General features: G+C 54.0%; 14 protein-coding genes. 6 read left to right on the forward strand and 8 right to left on the reverse strand.

The window, feature by feature from the left end:
* Positions 1-39 precede the first annotated feature (39 nt).
* A complete protein-coding gene (locus CG67_RS16125) occupies positions 40-837 on the forward strand; it encodes an SDR family oxidoreductase (protein ID WP_025903966.1) in 798 nt (265 codons plus the stop codon).
* Between the two features lie 71 nt (positions 838-908).
* Here the strand turns inward: CG67_RS16125 and CG67_RS16130 are convergent, their stop codons facing one another.
* The 3 genes from CG67_RS16130 to CG67_RS16140 are packed head-to-tail and all read right to left on the reverse strand — an operon-like array spanning position 909 to position 4991.
* Entirely contained in the window at positions 909-2627 is a 1719-nt protein-coding gene (locus tag CG67_RS16130; RefSeq protein ID WP_025903967.1) for a solute:sodium symporter family transporter, read from the reverse strand.
* On the reverse strand, positions 2627-3655 hold the full coding sequence (locus CG67_RS16135) for an aldo/keto reductase (RefSeq protein WP_025903968.1): 1029 nt from the start codon (positions 3653-3655) through the stop codon (positions 2627-2629). The genes CG67_RS16130 and CG67_RS16135 overlap by 1 nt, the downstream gene beginning before the upstream one ends.
* A gap of 1 nt (position 3656) precedes the next feature.
* Complete coding sequence (locus tag CG67_RS16140; protein ID WP_025903969.1) at positions 3657-4991, reverse strand: LLM class flavin-dependent oxidoreductase; 1335 nt, start codon at positions 4989-4991, stop codon at positions 3657-3659.
* A 393-nt stretch (positions 4992-5384) separates the two neighbouring features.
* On the opposite strand from CG67_RS16140, the gene CG67_RS16145 reads away from it, so the two are divergent.
* Both CG67_RS16145 and CG67_RS16150 read left to right on the forward strand, forming a co-directional pair.
* On the forward strand, positions 5385-6887 hold the full coding sequence (locus CG67_RS16145; protein WP_051546426.1) for an MFS transporter: 1503 nt from the start codon (positions 5385-5387) through the stop codon (positions 6885-6887).
* 1 nt (position 6888) lies between these two features.
* Complete coding sequence (locus tag CG67_RS16150) at positions 6889-7992, forward strand: oxidoreductase (protein ID WP_025903971.1); 1104 nt, start codon at positions 6889-6891, stop codon at positions 7990-7992.
* 37 nt (positions 7993-8029) lie between these two features.
* Here CG67_RS16150 and CG67_RS16155 read toward each other — a convergent pair whose 3' ends face one another.
* From CG67_RS16155 to CG67_RS16165, 3 genes are all read right to left on the reverse strand, one after another.
* The gene (locus CG67_RS16155; protein ID WP_025903972.1) at positions 8030-9049 is read right to left on the reverse strand and encodes an NAD(P)-dependent alcohol dehydrogenase; all 1020 of its coding nucleotides are present in this window, start codon (positions 9047-9049) and stop codon (positions 8030-8032) included.
* A 150-nt stretch (positions 9050-9199) separates the two neighbouring features.
* Entirely contained in the window at positions 9200-10852 is a 1653-nt protein-coding gene (gene fumA, locus CG67_RS16160) for a class I fumarate hydratase FumA (RefSeq protein ID WP_025903973.1), read from the reverse strand.
* Positions 10853-11001: 149 nt separating this feature from the next.
* Positions 11002-12516, reverse strand: a complete 1515-nt coding sequence (locus CG67_RS16165; RefSeq protein WP_025903974.1) for an anion permease — start codon at positions 12514-12516, stop codon at positions 11002-11004.
* 579 nt (positions 12517-13095) lie between these two features.
* On the opposite strand from CG67_RS16165, the gene CG67_RS16175 reads away from it, so the two are divergent.
* Positions 13096-15909, forward strand: coding sequence for a flavocytochrome c (locus CG67_RS16175; RefSeq protein WP_025903976.1), 2814 nt, complete (start codon positions 13096-13098; stop codon positions 15907-15909).
* A gap of 32 nt (positions 15910-15941) precedes the next feature.
* A complete protein-coding gene (locus CG67_RS16180; protein ID WP_025903977.1) occupies positions 15942-16889 on the forward strand; it encodes an FAD:protein FMN transferase in 948 nt (315 codons plus the stop codon).
* Between the two features lie 86 nt (positions 16890-16975).
* On the opposite strand, the gene CG67_RS16185 is transcribed toward CG67_RS16180, so the two are convergent.
* Together CG67_RS16185 and CG67_RS16190 are read right to left on the reverse strand one after the other, a co-directional pair.
* Positions 16976-18091, reverse strand: a complete 1116-nt coding sequence (locus tag CG67_RS16185; protein ID WP_200910044.1) for a metallophosphoesterase — start codon at positions 18089-18091, stop codon at positions 16976-16978.
* A 101-nt stretch (positions 18092-18192) separates the two neighbouring features.
* On the reverse strand, positions 18193-19431 hold the full coding sequence (locus CG67_RS16190) for a chloride channel protein (RefSeq protein ID WP_025903979.1): 1239 nt from the start codon (positions 19429-19431) through the stop codon (positions 18193-18195).
* A 565-nt stretch (positions 19432-19996) separates the two neighbouring features.
* On the opposite strand from CG67_RS16190, the gene lpxP reads away from it, so the two are divergent.
* Positions 19997-20917 (forward strand): kdo(2)-lipid IV(A) palmitoleoyltransferase, encoded by a 921-nt coding sequence (lpxP, locus tag CG67_RS16195; protein ID WP_025903980.1) that lies wholly within the window; start codon positions 19997-19999, stop codon positions 20915-20917.
* Positions 20918-21088: the final 171 nt, after the last annotated feature.

Consider the following 21088-nt stretch of genomic DNA (forward strand, 5'->3'; position numbering starts at 1 on the left):
TTAAGGGGATATTTTATTCTGCAGACACAGGAGTAATGGATGATTTTATCTCTGAAAAACCAGGTGGCGTTAATTACCGGTGCCAGTTCAGGTATTGGCTACGGATGCGCCGAAGCCCTGGCGGCTGCCGGTGCCAGCGTGGTGATTAATTACCGCAGCCAGCCTGAGCCGGCAGAAAAACTTGCCAGCAGCATTCGTGAAAAGGGCGGTCAGGCCATTACGGTGCAGGGGGATGTGTCAAAAGAAGAGGATGTCGAAAACCTGTTTGCGAAAACCCTCGAAGCCTTTGGTGCCCTGGATATTCTGGTGGCTAACTCCGGCCTGCAGCGGGATGCCATGATAGCCGATATGAGCCTCGCCGAGTGGCAACAGGTCCTGGATGTGAACCTGACCGGACAGTTTCTGTGCGCCCGGGCGGCCGTCCGGCAGTTCCGTCAACAGGATCGCGCGTCTGTCAGCCGGGCAAAAGGTAAAATTATTCATATGAGCTCGGTGCATCAGTTGATCCCCTGGGCCGGTCATGCCAACTACGCCGCCTCAAAAGGCGGGCTGGATTTGCTGATGCGTTCGCTGGCGCAGGAGCTGGGTGAGGAGAAAATCCGTATTAATGCCGTTGCCCCGGGTGCCATCGCCACGGCGATTAATAAGGAAGCGACGCAGGGAGAGGCGGCCGAAAAACTGCTGGAATTGATCCCTTACGGACGTATCGGGGTGACCGAAGATATTGCCAACGCTGTCGTCTGGCTGGCCAGTGACCTGGCGGATTATGTGCACGGCACCACATTATTTGTGGATGGCGGGATGAGTCTTTATCCGGAATTCCGCGGTAACGGCTAACGAGCTGCGGCCCCGTTGCTTACCGGGGCCGCAGGATCTGAAGGGCCGTGCGTGATCTCTGGGTGTGTGGCCTATGCCCGCAAGCCGTTACCGGCAAGCGGGCGCGATTTTGACCGCCGGGCGTAGCGCAGATGGGCGATCAACGCCAGACTCCAGACCAGCACCATCGCAATATACCAGCCTTGCTGTAAGTGCCCGCTCACCAGTCCGAGCGGGGAGAACGTCAGATACAGACTGACCAGTGCCGCAATCAGCGCGATACTCACCGGCACCGCATAGCGCCAGCCTACCAGTTCACTTCCGCTGTCAGGCAGGCGGCCTTTATTGCCCGAGGGCAGATAATGGTTCAGAGCAAACAGCAGTAACATTTCACAGGCAAATAATATCCCCATCAGATGAATAAAGCTGATCCCCCAGCGGGCATCCACGTTCAGTCCCAGAATAAAAATACCGTACAGCAGGGCATGAAACACCAGCACCACTTTTGCGGCGATGGCGGGCGGCCGGGAGACGAGAAAGGCAAACAGCACTATCGCAATGACCGGCATATTAAAGAACCCGGTGAAACGGCGTAACAGGGTGTAGATACCGTCCGGGGCATGCATTAACAACGGGGCACAGGCAATAGAGATAATGGCGACCAGCAGGGTCATTTGCTTACCGAAACGGATCTGTTGCCGGTCGGTGGCTCCGGGGCGGCGGTGCAGATAGAAGTCATAAGTCAGCAGCGTAGCAGACGCATTCAGTATGGCATTAAAGTGACTCATTACCGCACCGAGGATGATGGCGACAAAGAACCCTTTCAGCCACCAGGGCAACAGAGCAGCAATCAGGGCCGGATACGCCAGGTCCGACGAGACCAGCGGATGCCCGCGGAAATAGTGCCAGGCAATAATGCCGGGCAGCATCATCAGTAGTGGCAGGATCAGCTTAAACGCCCCGGTGAGCAGAATACCTTTCTGTGCTTCCTCCAGTGAACGGGCGGCCAGGCTTTTTTGCATAATGGCCTGGTTGGTACACCAGTAAAACAGGTTGGCAAAAATCATCCCGGTAAACAGGGTGCTGAACGGCACACTGTCGTGGGCATTGCCGATCATATTCAGTTTTTGCGGATTCTGACGCAGAAGCTCACGTACCCCTTCCTGAAAATGGCCGTGTCCCAGCGCGATAAAGCCGAGCACCGGGACCAGGAAAATGATCGCCAGCAGAAATACACCATTGATGGTATCGGAAACCGCAATCGCCCGCAGCCCGCCGAACACGGCATAGGCCGTCCCGATGGCTCCGGTCAGACAGATCATGGCGACCAGGCTGCTCTGATAACTGATCCCCAGCAGTTGCTGAACATTAAAGATTTTCTCCAGCGTCAGCGCCCCCAGATAGAGTGATGAAGGGCATAACACCAGGGTATACGTCATCAGCAGCAGAATACTGACAATTTTGCGGGCGGTCCGGTCATAACGGGATTCAATAAACCCGGTCAGGGTGGTAAAGCCGCTTTGCATATAGCGGGGCAGGAAGAACAACGCCAGCGCGATAATGGCAATAATGGCCGTGGCTTCCCATGCAATGGCACTGAGATTATGCAGGTAGGCATCGCCGTTCAGGCCGATCAGCTGATCAACGGACACATTCGTCAGCATCATGGAACCGGCGATAAAGCCGAAGCTCAGCTTGCCGCTGGCCATAAAATACTCCCTGGCACTGGTATTTTTGATCCGCCGTGTCAGCCAGGAAGAGATCAGAATGATCAGCAACAGCGTTGCCAGGGTGGTTATCAGTGTAAACATCAGGCCTCCGGTCGGGGGTCGTTGATCCTGCCAAACAGGCTGCTGCCATCGATGGCATAGTGGTCGATGGCCTGCAGTTCACGGGGGGTAAAGTCGGTATTTTCCAGCGCCTGCAGATTGTGCTGCAGTTGCGCCACCGAGCTGACACCGGTCAGCGCGGAAGTCACTTCCGGTAAGCGGAGAACCCAGGCCAGCGCCATTTGTGGCAGGGATTGTCCACGCTGTCGGGCGATGGCCTCCAGCCCCGCAATCCGGGTGTAATTCTGCTCACTCAGTTCACGCTGATCGATACTGGCGCGTGGCTTATCCGCCGGAGTGGCGGCGGTGTATTTACCGCTCAGTAATCCCTGGGCGAGGGTACTGAAGGCAATGATCCCGGTGCCCTGTGCGGCACAGGTTTCCAGCAGGTTTTGCTCAATCCAGCGGTTAAACAGGTTATAGGCCGGCTGATGAACAATCAGTGGCACATGCCATTGACGTAACAGGCGTGTGATTTCCCGCGTTTGTGCGGAAGGGTAAGAGGAGATCCCGACATACAGGGCTTTTCCCTGACTGACCGCTGTGGCTAATGCGGATGCGGTCTCTTCCAGCGGTGTGTCCGGGTCATAACAGTGAGAGTAGAAGATATCCAGGTAGTCCAGGCCCAGTCGCTGCAGGCTCTGGTCAAGGCTGGCCAGCAGGTATTTGCGTGAACTGCCGCCTTGTCCGTAAGGCCCGGGCCACATGTCATACCCGGCTTTACTGGAGATGATCAGTTCATCGCGGAACGGGCGGAGATCTCTGCGGAAAACCTCACCGAAATTCTGTTCGGCGCTGCCATAAGGGGTTCCGTAATTATTCGCTAAATCAAAATGGGTTATCCCGGCATCGAATGCGCTGTGCAGCAGGGCACGCTGTTGTTCCCGGGTGGTGTTATCACCGAAGTGTTGCCATAAACCGAGGGAGATCCGCGGCAGTTTCAGGCCACTCTGACCACAATACCGGTAAGGCATGTCCTGATAACGCTGTTTTGCAGGCTGGTAATGCATATTAATTTCTCGCAGATGACGGGGAAAACGCGGGGACGGATAAACCAAGATGGCTGCGTAGGGTATTACCCTGATACTGTTTGCGGAACAGGCCGCGGCGTTGCAACTCCGGGACGACCTGCAGTGCAACCTCTTCCAGCCCCAGCGGCAGGTGCGGCACCATAATATTGAAACCGTCCGCGGCATACTCTTCGAACCAGCACTGCAGTTCGTCGGCAATCTGCCGGGGAGTACCTTTCAGGGTCCGGTGCCCACGGCCTCCGGCAATGCGTAACCCCAGCTCTGCCAGCGTCAGATTTTCTTCGGCGGCCAGCGCCAGTAACAGGGCCTGACGGCTTTGCTGGCCGGAGTCTGACAAGGGGAGTTCGGGAAGGGGTTCATCCGGCGGATAGCCGGACAAATCAAAATTCCCCAGCATTCTGCCCAGCAGTGCGATCCCCACGTCCGGCTCGACCAGTTGCTGGAACTGCTCATATTTTTCTTCGGCCTCAGACTGAGACTGTCCGGTGATCAGCAGCACGCCAGGCATGATTTTCAGGCTGTCTTCGGTCCGGCCGGAGAGGCTCAGGCGCTGTTTCACATCCCGGTAAAACGCTTTGGCTTTGTCGAGTGTTGGCTGGGCGGTAAATACGACATCCGCCGTGGCTGCGGCCAGTGCTTTGCCGTCTTCGGACGAGCCGGCCTGTACAACGACGGGTTTACCCTGCGGTGAACGGGCAATGTTTAATGGCCCCCGTACCCGGAAGTAATCGCCGTGATGGTGAAGCGGATGCATTTTTTCCGGGCGATAGACCTCGCCGCCTGGTTTGTCATACACAAACGCATCGTCTTCCCAGCTATTCCAGAGCCCTTCAACCACACGGTAAAACTCACGGGCGCGTAAATAACGTTCCTGATGACTGAAGTGCTGTTCCCGGTTGAAATTAGCGGCTTCGTTGGCGGCATCAGACGTCACCAGGTTCCAGCCCGCACGCCCGCCGGACAGGTGGTCCAGTGACGCGAACTGACGCGCAATATGGTATGGCTGATTGTAGCTGGTGGTCGCGGTCGCAATTAAACCGATATGCTGTGTCACCGCTGAGAGGGTCGCCAGCAGTGTTACCGGTTCAAAGTAATTAGAGCGCGCCATTTTGTGGGCCACCGGCGAGTCAAAGACCGCCAGGCTGTCGGCAATAAATAAGGTGTCCAGGCAGGCGCGTTCGGCAAGCTGAGCTATCCGGATATATTGCTGAATATTCAGCGGGTCGGGTGCAACATCAGGGTGCCGCCAGGCGGCCACGTGGTGTCCTGCCGGATGGATAAATGCACCTAATGAGAGTTGTTCATTTCTGGCCATAAGCACTCTTAACTGATTAATATTATTGCTTAAACTATATCCACGCTTTTTCGTTTTATTTAATATCAATTCGTGCACAGATTATCCGGAAATTAGCTAAGCCCTCGTCGTTGCGGCTTATGAGACAGGTCCGGCAGACGCGGGAGCTGACGGATAGGGGGCGTTAATAGCGGGGGACTTTCCGGTAAGGTATTCGGTTTTCTTTTTATTCCGGTGCACGCGGACCGGTCATACTCTCACCGGAAGCACAGGTTTCAGGGCAGGGGAACGGCACGGCGGAGAGGGTAAAAGACTTGCGGTTTTTCAGGAAATATGGAAATCTGGACATTGAGACGTCTAAACGTCTAAACAACCTTTCTTCTCATAAAATATCACTGATAAACATCGCAAACTATGACTCAACATTTAGCTGACGGATCGTCAGGTAGCTCCACACCAGAGAATAATTACACTCTTCGTAGCGCGGCAGATGTCAGCCGGCTGGTCAATAACTCAACGCATGCCAGAAGCAATGCCCGGATCATCGTGGCCATCGCACTCGGTGGTGTCTTCCTGGATGCCTATGATTTAGGTGCGCTGGCATTCGGCGTGAAAGACATTACCCGGCAGTTCGGACTGAGTCCGGAAGGTATCGGGATGGTGGTTTCTGCCATTACTCTCGGGGCCATCGTCGGCGCCGTCATCGGGGGTTATCTCACCGATAAAATCGGCCGTTACCGTGTGTTTATGGCCGATATGTTTTTCTTTGTGTTTGCCGCCCTGCTGGGAGCGCTGGCACCGAATGCCGAAGTCCTTGGCGTCAGCCGCTTTATTATGGGGCTGGGGATTGGTATCGACTTACCGGTCGCTATGGCCTTTCTGGCCGAATTCTCGCGGCTGAAGGGACGGGGAAATAAGGCTTCCAGCATTGCGATGTGGTGTCCTACCTGGTATGCGGCCATCTCGGTCTCGTATCTGCTGGTGCTCGGGCTATTCTATTCATTGCCCGCCAGTCAGAGCGAATACCTGTGGCGGTATATCGTGGGCTTCGGGGCGGTACCGGCGCTGGTGATCCTGACGGTGCGTAAACGTTACATGACCGAATCGCCGGTCTGGGCGGCGCAACAGGGGGATTTAACCTCTGCGGCGAGGATCCTGCAGACGGCCTATAATATCCCGGCCACCGTCGGAATAGAGGCGGCGTTACACCCGGAAAGTGGTCTGAAACGGCGTACCACCGGCTGGAAAAGCTACGGTGTATTACTGCAGGGCGACTATCTGAAACGTACAGTGCTGAACAGCGTGATGTCTTTTGTTTCGCCGTTTGCTTATGCGGCTATCGCTTTCGGACTGCCGATTATTATCTCGACCCTGTTTAAACAATCGATGCTGACCACTATCCTGGTCTCTCTGGCACTGAACCTGCTGTTTGCCTTTACCGGCGGACTGGCCGCTGTTCGTCTGGTTCCGAAACTGGGGTCGCGCAGTATGACGATTGCCGGGTATACCTGCCAACTGGTCGCGCTGCTGGGTCTGGCGCTGTCCGGACGTCCGGAAGATACCGCACAGGCCGTTGCCTGCTGTGCTTTCCTGGCACTTTTTCTGCTGGGGCAGGGTTTCGGGCCGGGCGCGCATACCATGGTGTACGCATCGCTCAGTTATCCGGCGTCGATTCGCGGGGTGGGTGTCGGTTTCAACCAGACGATCACGCGTTTCAGCTCGACGCTGGCACTGTTTCTGTTCCCTATCCTGACCGCGACCCTGGACACCGGGTTGTTTTGGGTTATCGCATTATCACCGGTCATCGGCCTGCTGGCGTTGTTGATCATTCGCTGGGAGCCGTCAGGGTATGATGTGGATGCCGAAGATTATTCATCTGTAAAACATGAAAATACACAGCCTGTCGGGGGAGTCTGAGATGCCATTTACCGAAATACAGGTCGTACCGGGACCGGCCAATTATTACTGCTTCCCGGGGGCATTGCGCGAGCTGGAAAATTTTTATTCCGCCGCAGACCTGGAGCAGGCGTTCTGGATCTATGGTGAACGGGCGATTGCGGCGACAGAGTCTTTTCTTCCGGCCGCCTGGTCTCTGCCTTCGGCCGGAAAGCACTGCATACGTGAACATTGCAGTGAACCTTTAATCAGCCAGTTACTGGCGCAGGCCGGGGACCACCGGAAAGTGATTATCGGTATCGGGGGCGGCTCCGTGATGGACAGTGCAAAAGCACTGGCGGATCGTCTGAAATTACCGGTGGTACTTATTCCCACCATTGCAGCCACCTGTGCTGCCTGGACGCCGCTCTCGGTGTGGTACAACGCCCACGGAGAGAACATTGGTTATGAAATCTTTAAACAGTCTAACCATCTGGTGCTGGTGGAGCCGGAAATTATTCTGAACGCGCCGGCCGACTACCTGCTGGCCGGTATCGGCGATACCCTGGCGAAATGGTATGAAGCCCGGGTGCTGTTGCCGGATGAAACCGCCAGCAGTGTCCCTTACCTGGCAAAGACGGCATTAAAAATGGCAGAAGGTCTGCGTGACCTGCTGTTCAGTGACAGTGCTGCTGCCCTGCGGGATCAGCAACAGGGTACACTGACCCCGCGTTTTATCTCGGTGGTGGATGCGATTATTGCCGGTGGCGGGCTGATAGGCGGGCTGGGTGAACGTTTCACCCGTGTCGCTGCTGCACATGCTGTGCACAACGGGCTGACCGTATTGCCGCAAACCCACCGTATTCTGCACGGTATTAAGGTGGCTTATGGCATTCTGGTCCAGTCGGCCTTACTGAATCAGCAGCAGGATATCCGTAAGCTGTTGCACTTTTATCACCAACTGAAATTGCCGGTCACGCTGGCGGAGTTGGGTGTCTCTCTGTCAGATCGTGAAGAGATGGATAAAGTGATCGCGCATACCTTACGCCCGCGGGAGACCATTCATCTGTTGCCGGTGGAAGTGACGGCAGAAACGCTGTATCAGGCGATGGCAGCCATCGAACGGGCAGGAAAGTCAGCAGAATAATGCGAAAGGCCCGGCAGGATGCCGGGCCGGGTCGCGGTCAGAAATCCGCTTTCAGTACCGCACGGTAACGGGCTTTACCGTCACGTACATACTGCAGAGCTTCATTGATTTTTGACATCGGGAACAGCTCGGTCTGAGGCTTCACACCGGAGCGGGCAGCCAGTTTTACCAGGCTGCGTAACTCATGCGGAGAGCCGGTCGATGACCCGGAAATGCTCCGGTCACCGGCAATCAGCGTAAAGGCCGGCACTTCAAACGGTTTCATCACGGCACCCACGGTATGGAAGCTTCCGTTGTAGGTCAGTGCCTGGAAGTACGGCATCCAGTCCAGATCAACATTAATGGTGTTGATAATCAGGTCGAACTGTCCTGCCAGGGCTTTCAGGGCTTCCGGATCGCGGCTGTTAACCACTTTATCGGCACCCATTCCCAGAATTTCCTGCTCTTTAGACGGCGATGAGCTGAAAGCGGTAACTTCACAGCCCATGGCATGCAACAGTTTAATGGCGATATGGCCCAGGCCACCGATACCAATCACACCGACACGACTGGTTGCCGTGATGTGATGTTGCAGCAGGGGTTTAAATACCGTGATCCCGCCGCACAGCAGCGGACCGGCAGATTCGATATCCAGCGCTTCCGGAAGCGGGATCACCCACTGCCAGTCGGCACGAATTTTTTCAGCGAAGCCACCACGGTTCAGGATAGTCGGCACACTGCCTTGTTTACAGTTACTGTGACTGCCGCTGATACAGGCATCACAATATCCGCAGCTGCGTGCTGTCCAGCCAATCCCGACGCGCTGGCCGACTTTCAGGCCTTTGTTCTCTGCAGCACTCCCCAGGGCACTGACGCGGCCAACCACTTCGTGACCGGCAACCAGAGGGTACTGAGATATGCCCCATTCATTGTCAATCATCGACAGATCGGAATGACAAATACCACAGTACTCAACCGTGACTTCAACATCTTCGGCAGCAAGTTCACCGGCATCAAATTCCTGCAGTTCCAGTGCTGCGCCAGCTTCGGCCGCGGCGTAGCTTTTAATCTTGCTCATGAAGGTCTCCTTTCGGTGATGTGGTTATCACTTTAAAGCATGGCAGATGACAGCCATTAAAAAAAGCGATGCAGAGAATAATATGATGCGGAGGAAAATAGTTATCCGATATTGCGATAACGGCCGGTGATACCCACCGGCCGCAGGAGATCAGGCAGACTTTGCACATCCGCCACATTGATTTTGCAGAATTTGGGTAAAGAAATCATTACCCTTATCATCCACCAGGATAAAAGCAGGAAAATTCTCAACTTCAATTTTCCATATCGCTTCCATACCCAGTTCCGGATACTCGACACATTCCAGGTTCTTAATACTTTGTTGTGCCAGCACCGCTGCCGGTCCCCCGATACTGCCCAGATAAAATCCGCCATGTTTTTTACAGGCATCTGTCACCTGCTGGCTGCGGTTCCCTTTGGCCAGCATAATCATGCTGCCGCCGTGGGACTGCAGTAAATCCACATAAGAGTCCATTCGTCCGGCAGTGGTTGGCCCGAGTGAACCGGAGGCATAACCGACCGGTGTTTTCGCCGGGCCGGCGTAATAGACCGGGTGATCTTTGATGTACTGCGGGAGTTCTTCTCCGTTATCCAGGCGTTCTTTCAGTTTTGCATGGGCGATATCCCGTGCGACGATAATCGTCCCGTTCAGCGAAAGACGGGTCGATGCCGGATACTGGCTGAGCTGAGCCAGGATTTCCTTCATCGGCCGGTTCAGGTCGACACTGACGACTGTGCTTTCCTCAGCATTCTGCAGGGCCTGAGGAATAAGGCGTGCCGGGTTGTGTTCCAGCTTTTCTATCCACAGTCCTTTACGGTTAATTTTGGCTTTAATATTACGGTCAGCCGAGCAGGAGACGCCCATACCGATCGGGCAGGAAGCACCGTGGCGGGGCAGACGGATCACACGGATATCGTGGGCAAAATATTTGCCGCCGAACTGTGCCCCCAGACCGAGATTCTGTGCTTCTTCCAACAGTTCCTGTTCCAGCGCAACATCGCGGAACGCCTGACCATATTTATTGCCTTCGGTCGGCAGGCCATCATAGTAATGGGCGGAAGCCAGTTTAACGGTTTTCAGGGTGCTCTCTGCGGATGTCCCGCCGATCACAAAGGCAATGTGGTAAGGCGGACAGGCTGCGGTACCCAGGGTACGCATTTTCCCGACCAGATAATCCTTGAGTTTACCCGGGCTGAGCAGGGCTTTGGTTTCCTGGTACAGATAGGTTTTATTGGCAGAACCGCCCCCCTTGGCAATACACAGGAACTTATATTCGTCGCCATCCACACTATAGAGATCAATCTGTGCCGGCAGGTTGGTGCCGGTATTCACTTCCTGGTACATATCCAGCGCAGCATTCTGGGAATAACGCAGGTTATCCTGCTGGTAAGTATTGAACACGCCCTGGCTGAGAAAGACTTCATCCCCGCCACCGGTCCATACCCGCTGACCTTTTTTACCGACGATGATCGCGGTCCCGGTGTCCTGACAGGAAGGCAGGATACCTTTGGCAGCAATTTCGGAGTTACGCAGAAACTGCAGCGCAACATATTTATCATTTTCGCTGGCTTCCGGGTCATCAAGGATATCGGCCACCTGTTGCTGATGGGCGGTGCGCAACATAAACGAAGTATCATGGAATGCCTGCTGAGCGAGCAGAGTCAGTGCTTCCGGGGCGACTTTCAGGATCTCCTGCCCTTCAAATTCAGTGACTGATACATAATCGCTGCTGAGCAGGTAATAGTCGGTGTCATCTTTGGAGACAGGAAACGGGTCCTGATAATGAAAAGGGATAGTTGACATGTTTTCTCACTTAAAGAGCAGCCGACGGGCTGCTGCTATGTTTCGCAAAATACCGATGGTAATGGAAATTCTCTCCCGGTCCCCGATACGTTGCCGGTGCCGGGAGAGGCTCATTGACATAAATACCTGCAGCGATAAAAACGACGCTGTTATCCGAAGATCATCATCATCCAGGGGTAGCCGATGACAAGTAATGCGACCAGGAAGATAGCACCAAAAATGGTGCCCAGACGCCAGTAGTCTACGGTAGGCAAATAGCCACTTCCGTAGTATATCGGGCTAGGCCCGGTCCCGTAAGGGGTGATAATGCCCATCACACCCAACGAAGTGACCATCATCAGACAAAAGACCTGCATATTCATGCCCGGAATGGTGGCGGCGATGGTCAGCATAGCCGGTAATAATGCCGTGGTATGTGCGGTGGTACTGGCAAACAGGTAATGCAGCAGATAAAAGGCAATCACCAGTACAATCAGCGCCACGCCCGGCGAGATACCGCCCATCAGTGCACCGCCTTCTTTCCCCAGCCAGCCAATAAAGCCGGTGGAAGAAAGACCATCCGCCAGAGCAACCAGCGTTGCAAACCAGGTAAATGTATTCCAGGCGGCTTTATTACCTGTGATATCGCTCCAGTTAAGTACCCCGGTCCATAACATCAGGGTGATCACCAGCAGAGCCGCCATGGCAGGTTCAATCCAGCTGGCGGCAAAAATCCACATGGCCAGTGCGCAGCACACAAAAACCAGCAGCAGAATTTCGTTACGTGAAAGCTTACCCAGTTTTTCCAGCTCACGGGTGGCCCAGCGGGGCACCTCATCGTTAATCTTCACCTCCGGCGGATAAAACAGATAGGCCAGCAGGGGCATCGCCAGGATCAGGATAATACCGAGCGGCAGGAAGGCCAGAAACCAGTTCCCCCAGGAGATAGTAATTCCGGTAATACTTTTCACCAGCGCCAGCGCCAGCAGGTTGGGAGCCAGTGCGGAAAGGAACATTGAGCTGGTGATACAGGCGGCAGTAATGGCAACCCACATCAGATATGAACCGATACGTCTTGCACTGGGGTCATTCGGTTTGGACCCATACAGCGGAGGCAGGTTGGCAATGATCGGGTAGATAGTCCCGCCGCTACGCGCCGTATTGGAGGGCGTAAACGGTGCCAGTAACAAATCGGCGAAGGTAATGGCATAACCCAGAGTCAGGCTACGACGTCCCAGATATTTGACCAGTATCAGTGCCAGTCGACGGCCGAACTGCGTTTTATCGTAACCGGCAGCAAACATAAAGGCCCCGAAAATCAGCCAGACGGTTGAGTTACCAAATCCGCTGACGGCCCATTTAAATGACTGGCCTGCCAGTTTGAAACCTGGTGCCGCTTGCTGTTCCGGGCTGAACAAGAGCCAGTGGCTGAAGAGGGCGATAACCACCACTCCGGTCAGGCCGATAACGGCACCGGGCAACGGTTCAAAAATCAGCCCGACGATGACCCCTACAAACACCGCGAAGAAATGCCAGGCATAAGGCGGCAGACCGGCAGGCACGGGGACGAGTAAAAGCAGAAGGGAGACGACGATGGGAAGGAGCAATAATATCAGACGATTTTTTTTGCCGGTGGCGGGGGGAACTCCCGTCGCGGGCTGAGTTGCATTTGATTTTACGTTCATAGTCAGTTTCTGTATGGAGTTAGAATAGTCATGGAAGTAGCGTGCAGATATATTGCGTTTCCGGTGTCAGAACGTATCTGTGGTTCAGAATAGCCTTTACGCAAAATTATTATTATGCAGAGCATGTTACATCATCTGCGTAACGGATAAAGTTTTTATATGATCTATTATCTCTTTTTTTTACCGTTGATCCTGATCAATGAAATATAACTATTTTTTTATTTTTAAATTATTTTTTGTAATTGCCTTTTATATCAGTTACCTGCTTATTTACCGTCAGCCGGATGCCCTTCCTGCCCGGAGGGATGGCCGGAGTAAACACGGTTTCATGATGATTTTAATGGTTTTTCAGTCTTTTAATGATTACTGTCCCCCTATATTATTCTGTAATAAAAGAGAGTGAAAACTTTTAACAGAAAAATATTTTATCATTCCTTTTTGTTGCCTTTGCACTTTAATTAATTTATGTCATAACTTGTGTCTTCTGTTTTTGCTTGAATACGGATATCGGACATGACCTGAATAACGGGGTTCCGATAACGGCCTTAAGAAAATAGTCCTGAACATCCGGAGCAGATAATGACGAATTGTAACCCGCAGCTATTAGATCCCCTGACGCTTCCTTGTGGTACGACCTTAAAAAACCGGCTGGTAATGGCCCCGATGACAACCTGTGCCGGTTTTCATGAAGGCAGCGTGACCCGGGAGCTGGTGGAATACTATCGACAGCGTGCGGGTGATGCTGCAGCCATTATTGTTGAATGCGCCTTTGTGGAGGATAACGGCCCGGCATTCCCCGGGGCGATCGGTATCGATAAAGACAGTAAAATCGACGGTCTGGCAAACATCGCCAGTGCTATCAAAGAGCGCGGTTCAAAAGCAATTCTGCAAATTTATCATGGCGGTCGAATGAGCGAACCGATGCTGATTGGCGGCCGGCAGCCGGTGGCCCCGGATGCTATCGCCATGCCAAGGGAAGGCGCTGTCACCCCCCGCGCGCTTAAAGCGCAGGAAGTGGCGGACATGGTGGAAAAATTCGGGCAGGCGGTCCACCGGGCCATCCTGGCCGGCTTTGATGGCGTTGAAATCCACGGAGCGAATACTTACCTTATTCAGCAGTTCTTCTCACCGCATGCTAACCGGCGAAATGATGAATGGGGGGGGAGTCGTGAAAAACGGGCCCGTTTCCCGCTGGAAGTGCTGAAAACGGCCCAAAAGATGGCAAAACAGTATGCGCCGCCAGGGTTTATTATCGGCTACCGTTTTTCTCCTGAAGAGATCGAAGAACCGGGGATCCGTTTTGACGATACGCTCTTTCTGCTGGATAAGCTGGCTGTCCAGGGGCTGGATTATCTGCACTTCTCAATGAACCATATTTTGCGCAGTTCGCTGGTCGATACCGCAGACAGTGAGCCGTTAATCGATAAATACATGGCAAAGCGAACCGCGGCACTGGCTCGTGTCCCGGTGATTGGTGTCGGCAGTGTGCTGAGCCAGCAGGAAACAACGCAGGCACTGACTCATGGTTACTCGCTGGTCGCCGTCGGGAAAGGCAGTATTGCTTACACTGACTGGGCCACAAGGATCATAGAGGGGCAGACTCTTTCGCTGGCCATCGACAGTACTCAGCGTGAAGCCTTATTTATTCCCGAGCCTTTGTGGTACTTCCCCCAGGTCGCGGCGATGGTCCGCGATGTGAGTCTGGCGGGCGGGAAGTTTATGCCCGGCCACTACAGTGAAACCTTACATGATGAGCAGGGAGAATGCCGCATCACGGTCACTCTGGCGGAGGATCGCATCACAGATCTCGAACTGTCTACCACAGAACCGGCTGAGATCGAATTTACCACCCATTTTAATGAGCTACGCGCGCGGATCCTGGACGCTAACAGCCCTTATGTGGATGCGGTGACCGGAGCCACGACACAATGCGAAGCCGTGAAAAAAGTGGTCGCCAAAGTGCTGATGTCATCCGCAAGAGAGCGTTTACAGCAGGCTGGCGGTGAGGGCGGGGCCGTCGCACACTATGATGTCGTGGTGGTGGGCAGTGGCGGTGCCGGGCTGACGGCCGCGATACAGGCCAGCGAGTCGGGAGCCAGCGTGCTGATTGTCGAAAAAATGCCGATACCTGGCGGCAATACGCTGAAAGCCTCGGTAGGGATGAACGCGGCCGAAACCCGCTATCAGGCACTGAAAGGTATCAGTGACAGTAAATCTCTGTTTTATGAGGAAACCCTGAAGGGCGGCCACGGAAAAAATAACACCGTGCTGTTGCATGAATTTGTGGAACAGGCACCTCAGGCGGTGGACTGGCTGGCGAAGCATGACATTGTTCTGAGTGATATCACTATTACAGGGGGAATGAGTATCGATCGTACTCATCGCCCGGCAGATGCTTCAGCCGTCGGGGGCTATCTGATCAGCGGCTTATTAAAAAACATTCAGCAGCGCACGGACATTGAAATGATGACGGATACCACCGTCAGTGCGATTGACTCTGCAGATGGCCGGGTTACCGGGGTGACTTTACTGAATGAGCAGCAGGAAAGTTTCCGGGTGCAGTGCCACAGTGTGATCGTGGCGACCGGCGGGTTCAGTGCCAATCAGGAGATGGTGGTCAGTTACCGCCCGGATCTGGCCGGATTTGTGACCACCAACCATCCCGGCGCGACCGGCAGCGGGATCGCGTTGTTACAGTCCATCGGTGCCGGTACAGTGGATATGGGCGAGATACAGATCCATCCCACCGTAGAACAAACCACCTCTTACCTGATTTCTGAATCTGTCCGTGGCGGCGGGGCTATTCTGGTCAGTCAGAAAGGCGAACGATTTATTAATGAGATGGACACCCGGGATAAGGTTTCTGCAAAGATCATCGGCCTGCCGGAAAAATCAGCCTGGATTGTTTTTGATCAGCAAATCCGTGAACAGAATAAGGCTATTGAGACCTATCTCTCGCGGGGGTTTGTGGTGAGCGCCGACACCCCGGAAGCACTGGCCGAAAAGACGGGGATGGATGCCGCACGGTTGCAGGCGACGTTAACCTGTTTTAATCAGGTCGTTGAAAAGAAACAGCCGGATCCTTTTGGTCGCACCACAGCCCTGCGCCAGCCCGTCAGCCAGGGGCCTTTCTATGCTATTCGTATTGCTCCGGGCGTACACCACACGATGGGCGGCGTAACGATTAATACCCATACTGAGGTATTGGATGAAAAACAGCAGCCACTGGCCGGTATTTTTGCGGCGGGTGAAGTTGTCGGGGGGATCCATGGCGGCAACCGTATCGGCGGTAATGCCGTGGCAGATATTGTGATCTTTGGCCGGATTGCAGGTGAAAACGCCGCGGAATATGCCCTGGTACACCGGAACTCACCGGCCGTCACCTCAGCCTGACAGGGCACGGGCGCTAGCTTTCAGGAGAATGTATGCCGGAGATCCCGGGCCGATACCATTATTCGGCGGTGATGATGGGGACACGCGTTGAACTGCAGCTGGCGGCACATCAGCCGGATCTGGCGCGTCAGGTCTTCCACCGGATTAAGCAGATGGAAGACCTGCTGACCGTGAACCGGCCGGACTCCGCATTGATGTCTGTTAATCGTGCCGCCGGGTCTCACCCGGTGGTGGTGCCACCGCAGGTATTTGCACTGCTCTGGCGGGCCAGGGAGGTCAGTTTCAGTGGCGGATGTTTTAACCTGGCGATTGGCCCGCTTGTGCGGCGCTGGAAGATCGGGTTCAGCGGAGATTCCGTACCTCCGGCGGCGGATATTGCTGAATTATTACCGCTGACCGATCCGCATGCGATCCGTATGGATCCGCAAGCCGGTTCAGTCTTTCTGACACGGCCCGGGATGTCTGTCGATGCCGGTGCGATTGCCAAGGGGTACATGGCTGATCAGATCTGTGATTTCTTGCAGGCACAGGCTGTTGATCACGCGCTGATCAATCTGGGGGGGAATATCCGGGCCATCAGCCCGCCCGGCTCTGATGGATGGTCGGTCGGGCTACAGGTACCTTTTGCCGGCCCTGAGGCATTACTGGGGAGCATCAGATTATCACAAGGCTCGGTGGTCACCTCCGGAGTGTATGAACGGTACTTCGTCCATCAGGGGATCCATTACCATCATATTCTGGATCCGCGCAGTGGCTATCCGCTGGATAACGATTTACTGAGCGTAACCGTGATTTCACCGTACTCCATCGATGGCGAAATATACTCAACGCAGTTATATGGTATGGGGCTGGAAAAGGGTTGTGAGTGGCTTGCGACACAGACGGATATTGAGGGGATAGAGGCTATCTTTGTGACCCGGGACCGGGAGGTCGTAATTCCTTCAAGGCGTCAGTTCTGTTTCCGGCCGGCTTCCCGGTAATCCCGGGCCTGGCGGAGGCGGGTGCCCGTTGCTGCACCGGCCACCCGTCTCAGTGGGCTATCAAACCGGCATCACCGTGTGGGGGACTAACGGCCCTTTTGTAAAGTAAATAGCGTAATTTCACCCGGGTAGCCCAGCCTCAGGGCGAAGCCATTCCATAAGCCGGTACCATTGCTGACATACAGCAACATCCTGCCCAGACGATATTCACCGGAATAGAACCCGTGGTTGGCTCGTTTCACCAGAATATCCAGCCCCGGAACCATACCGCCGTGGGTATGACCGGAAAGTTGCAGGTCGACTCCGCTGGCCGCATTCTGACGGGCATTCACCGGCCGATGGTCGAGCAGGATCACGGTATCCTGTTGCGTCACGCCCTGCAGGGCATCAGACAGTGAAGGACCGGGCTGAGAAAACCGCAGGGCCGCTTCATCGGTTACTCCGGCGACCACGATGCTCTGTTCACCGCGATAAATCCGTACCGACTGATTCATCAGTTCGCGGATCCCGGCGGCCTCAATTTCACGCATCCAGCCTGAAAAATCAGCATAGTATTCATGATTCCCCGGGATCGCGACCACGCCATCCCCGGCCCGCAGTAATCTGAGTGGCGCGACATCCTGTTGACGGTCTGCCACTGTACCATCGGCGATATCCCCGGTGATGGTGATCAAATCCGGATGTAATGCATTGGTCTTTTTGACGATCTTTGCCATTCGCTTACCCCGTAATAAGGTACTGGCATGCAAATCGGTCAGTTGTACCAGCCGGTAGCCTTCAAAGGCGGAAGGTAACCCGGAGATATTCACCGTCACATTTTTCACTGCAGGTACCTTCACGGCCTGCCATACCGCATATCCTGAAATAGCCAGTGAGATGGCGCATAACAAACTATTGGTGGCCCCTTCATGGGATAACGGGTGTCCCGCAAGGTAAGCTACCCCGGCGATCAGACCATGCAGCACTAGCAGCAGCGTAAACAGGATCTCTGCGCCGAACAGTACGTTAATCGCCACCATGACCGGCTGCGGAAATTCCGGTGAAAACATATTGCCGAACACCAGACGATAAATGAGGTGACACTCCGCCACCAGCAAGGCAAAAACAAACAACAGTATTCTGACGGAAGCGGGCAGCGGAAGATGTAAAATGAAACGCCAGCCAATCACCAGCGCCATTACAGGGGTCATAAAAGGTAGCACAGTCACTCCTGTGGATTTGTCAGTCATCCCTTAACTCTAGCATCGCTCAGCCAATAGTCACATGACGGGGACGACAACCGTATCTCCGGCTGTTTTTCGGATTACTTCGCCCGTTTCTCAATGGCACAACAGGTCGCGAAGGAGCCGCCCACGGCCAGCATTACCGGAATGACCAGAGTACTGCCCATATGGGTGAATTCTGCCGCCAGCATCACCGTTGTCAGCGGCATCTGCATTGACGCCGCAAGGAAGGCGGCCGCTCCTGACAGCGCAATTGCCGTCTGATCTCCGGCAGGTAAGAACGGAGAAAAAACCGTGAACAGAATACTGGCGAGCAGAGCACCGACGGTAAAGCCTGGTGTCAGAACGCCGCCTTCAGCCCCGGCCCGTAAGACAGCCCAGATAAGCACCAGTTTCAGTAACAGCAACATCACGGGTAACAGACCGGTTAACTCACCCCAAAGAGCCAGTTGCGTCGGCCCCTTACCATTACCGGGTAATTGCGGAAACCAGAGTGACAGAATACCGGTCAGGCCAAAACTGAGCAGACACAGCACCGGCATTTGCCAGTTAGTCTTAATGCCTTTACGGGCATGTCCGGTATAACGGCGAAAAAGATGCGCGGCATAGCCGAACAGCGGTGAGGTCACGATAGCCCAGATAATCAGAGGCGTATCTGCGGCCGGTGCCGAAAAATGGTATTGCGACTCATTGCCCAGGCCAAAAGTGGCGACATAGGCTCCCAATGCAGAAGTCACCAGTGCCGGCAGTACGCAGGACCAGCGGAAAGAGATCAGCAGCACTTCCAGGGTAAAGATAGCTCCGGCCAGCGGGACGTTATATACCGCGGCCAGCCCGGCCCCGGCACCACAAGCGATAAGAACCCGGGTATCCTCAGGGGCAAGCCCGAAAGCACGAGCCAGAGAGGTGGCGCCCAGCGCCCCGATTTCCCGCGGAGCCACTTCACGACCTAACGGTGAGCCTAACGCAACCGTGATAATCTGTAATAAGGCATGGATCAGGGAAGTAACCCCCGGCATGGGTTTGGCAGGATCTTTCACTGCCGCGTTGACCGAAACCCGCGGGCGGCCATACCGAGCCAGTAACCACCAGCCTGCCCCGGCAATGATCCCTCCCGTCAGCAACGCCAGGAGCCGTCGTTCACCACTGGCCGCGGTCACTCCCTGTAAAAAGCTCTCTTTGCTGATAATGGCATCCTGACTGTATCCGAAAGCCAGATGCTGAACGGCATGCAGCAGCATCGCCAGTAACATTCCGCCCAGCCCGGAGAGTATCCCGGTCATTACCACCGCGCTTGCGAACCGTAGTGATTTGGTCATATGACAACCCTTAATACGATGAATAAAAAATATTGATGTCTGTAAAGTATGATGCAGCGATTATCAATCCGGCTTCAACTAACGGGTATAAGTTATCTTACATGATGAAAACACGTTACTTTTTACGTTTTTCACCGCCGTTTATGATGAGTTTTTTTTATGGAAAATCTCTGTGAGTGTGTCATTATTGAGCAGAGTTCTCATCACGCTGATACAGAATATATCAGTTATGATTATGAGCTGCGGGGAGGCAGAAAAAACAGGGGGATAAACGGGAGAAATACGGCCGGAAGAGGGGGGCCTCACCGGTTTTTAAGGAATTTTGTCAGTGGCCCGGAAGCAGCTTCCGGGAATGATCTCGCCTGTTTTTGTCAGGAAATGAATAATTGTGCGCAAGCACTCATATTTCCTATATCATAATCATTCAGGAGTTCGTACCATCTCCTTATGGCGAAAAAAAGACAGACGCAATTTGTTACATTTTGGTCCCTGAATCATTGACTCGCCAGTTTGTCTTAGTGATGAGACATAAAATAATGTCGACTAATAAATTGGTGATGCAAGCATGAAAAAAAGTAATGGGTTCAAATTAAGCTTCCTGAATCCTAAGTATTTCACCCTGTGGCTTGGGATCAGTGTTTTGTGGTGTGTGGTTAAGCTCCCTTATCCGCTGCTTCTTGCTCTGGGGAAACGTCTCGGCACCTGGTCGCAGCCGTTCCTGAAACGACGTAAATCTATCGCCCGCCAAAACATCCGTCTCTGTTTTCCTGATATGTGTCCTCAGGAACAGGAAGCGTTGTTACAACAAAATTTCGAATCCCTGGGACTGGGATTTCTGGAAACCGGCATGGCCTGGTTCTGGTCCGACAGACGTATCCGTAAATGGTTTGATGTTGAAGGGCTGGAAAACCTGAAGAAGGCACAGTCCGGCAAACGCGGTGTGATGTGTGTCGGGGTTCATTTTATGTCCCTTGAACTGGGCGGCAGAGTCATGGGGCTTTGTCAGCCAATGATGGCGACCTACCGTCCGCACAATAATCCGTTGATGGAATGGCTGCAAACCCGCGGGCGCTTACGCTCGAATAAAGCGATGATTGACCGCCGTGATCTGCGTGGCATGGTCGGTCAGCTGAAACAGGGTGAAGCAGTATGGTTCGCGCCGGATCAGGATTACGGAATGAAAGGCAGCTCCTTTGTGCCGTTCTTCGGGGTAAAAGATGTGGCGACAACCAACGGAACCTATGTGCTTTCCCGTCTGTCGCATGCTTCGCTGTTAACCATTACGCTCGTCCGAAAAAAAGACGGCAGAGGTTACCAGTTACATATAGAGGCACCTTTAGAGGATTTCCCGACCACGGAATGGAACGCGGCGGCTTATATGAACCAGATCATTGAGCGGGAAATTATGCGTGCACCTGAGCAATATATGTGGGTACATCGCCGCTTTAAAACCCGCCCGATGGGTGAAGCTTCTCTTTATACCTGATCCTGTCCTTTACAGTCCCGGTATCGCTCAGGCGGTACCGGTCTGATAAGACCGCTGTAATCCCCCCTTTGACGGTTCTGATTTCTCGCCGTTCTTTATCACCCCTCTCGGGTATAACGCGTTATGCGAACCGCCTGCATCAGTTATGTCTTAACCTTAACGGTATCGGCT

The organism is Tatumella sp. UCD-D_suzukii (assembly GCF_000611875.2).
Classification (GTDB): Bacteria; Pseudomonadota; Gammaproteobacteria; order Enterobacterales; family Enterobacteriaceae; genus Tatumella; species Tatumella ptyseos.

Bases quoted from the DNA above. Each gene is read 5' to 3' on its own strand.
- CG67_RS16135 (WP_025903968.1), bottom strand. From the start codon at position 3,655: ATGCATTACCAGCCTGCAAAACAGCGTTATCAGGACATGCCTTACCGG.
- CG67_RS16125 (WP_025903966.1), top strand. From the start codon at position 40: ATGATTTTATCTCTGAAAAACCAGGTGGCGTTAATTACCGGTGCCAGT.
- CG67_RS16190 (WP_025903979.1), bottom strand. From the start codon at position 19,431: ATGACCAAATCACTACGGTTCGCAAGCGCGGTGGTAATGACCGGGATA.
- CG67_RS16165 (WP_025903974.1), bottom strand. From the start codon at position 12,516: ATGAACGTAAAATCAAATGCAACTCAGCCCGCGACGGGAGTTCCCCCC.
- CG67_RS16140 (WP_025903969.1), bottom strand. From the start codon at position 4,991: ATGGCCAGAAATGAACAACTCTCATTAGGTGCATTTATCCATCCGGCA.
- lpxP (WP_025903980.1), top strand. From the start codon at position 19,997: ATGAAAAAAAGTAATGGGTTCAAATTAAGCTTCCTGAATCCTAAGTAT.
- CG67_RS16150 (WP_025903971.1), top strand. From the start codon at position 6,889: ATGCCATTTACCGAAATACAGGTCGTACCGGGACCGGCCAATTATTAC.
- CG67_RS16130 (WP_025903967.1), bottom strand. From the start codon at position 2,627: ATGTTTACACTGATAACCACCCTGGCAACGCTGTTGCTGATCATTCTG.
- CG67_RS16155 (WP_025903972.1), bottom strand. From the start codon at position 9,049: ATGAGCAAGATTAAAAGCTACGCCGCGGCCGAAGCTGGCGCAGCACTG.
- CG67_RS16175 (WP_025903976.1), top strand. From the start codon at position 13,096: ATGACGAATTGTAACCCGCAGCTATTAGATCCCCTGACGCTTCCTTGT.
- CG67_RS16180 (WP_025903977.1), top strand. From the start codon at position 15,942: ATGCCGGAGATCCCGGGCCGATACCATTATTCGGCGGTGATGATGGGG.
- CG67_RS16145 (WP_051546426.1), top strand. From the start codon at position 5,385: ATGACTCAACATTTAGCTGACGGATCGTCAGGTAGCTCCACACCAGAG.
- fumA (WP_025903973.1), bottom strand. From the start codon at position 10,852: ATGTCAACTATCCCTTTTCATTATCAGGACCCGTTTCCTGTCTCCAAA.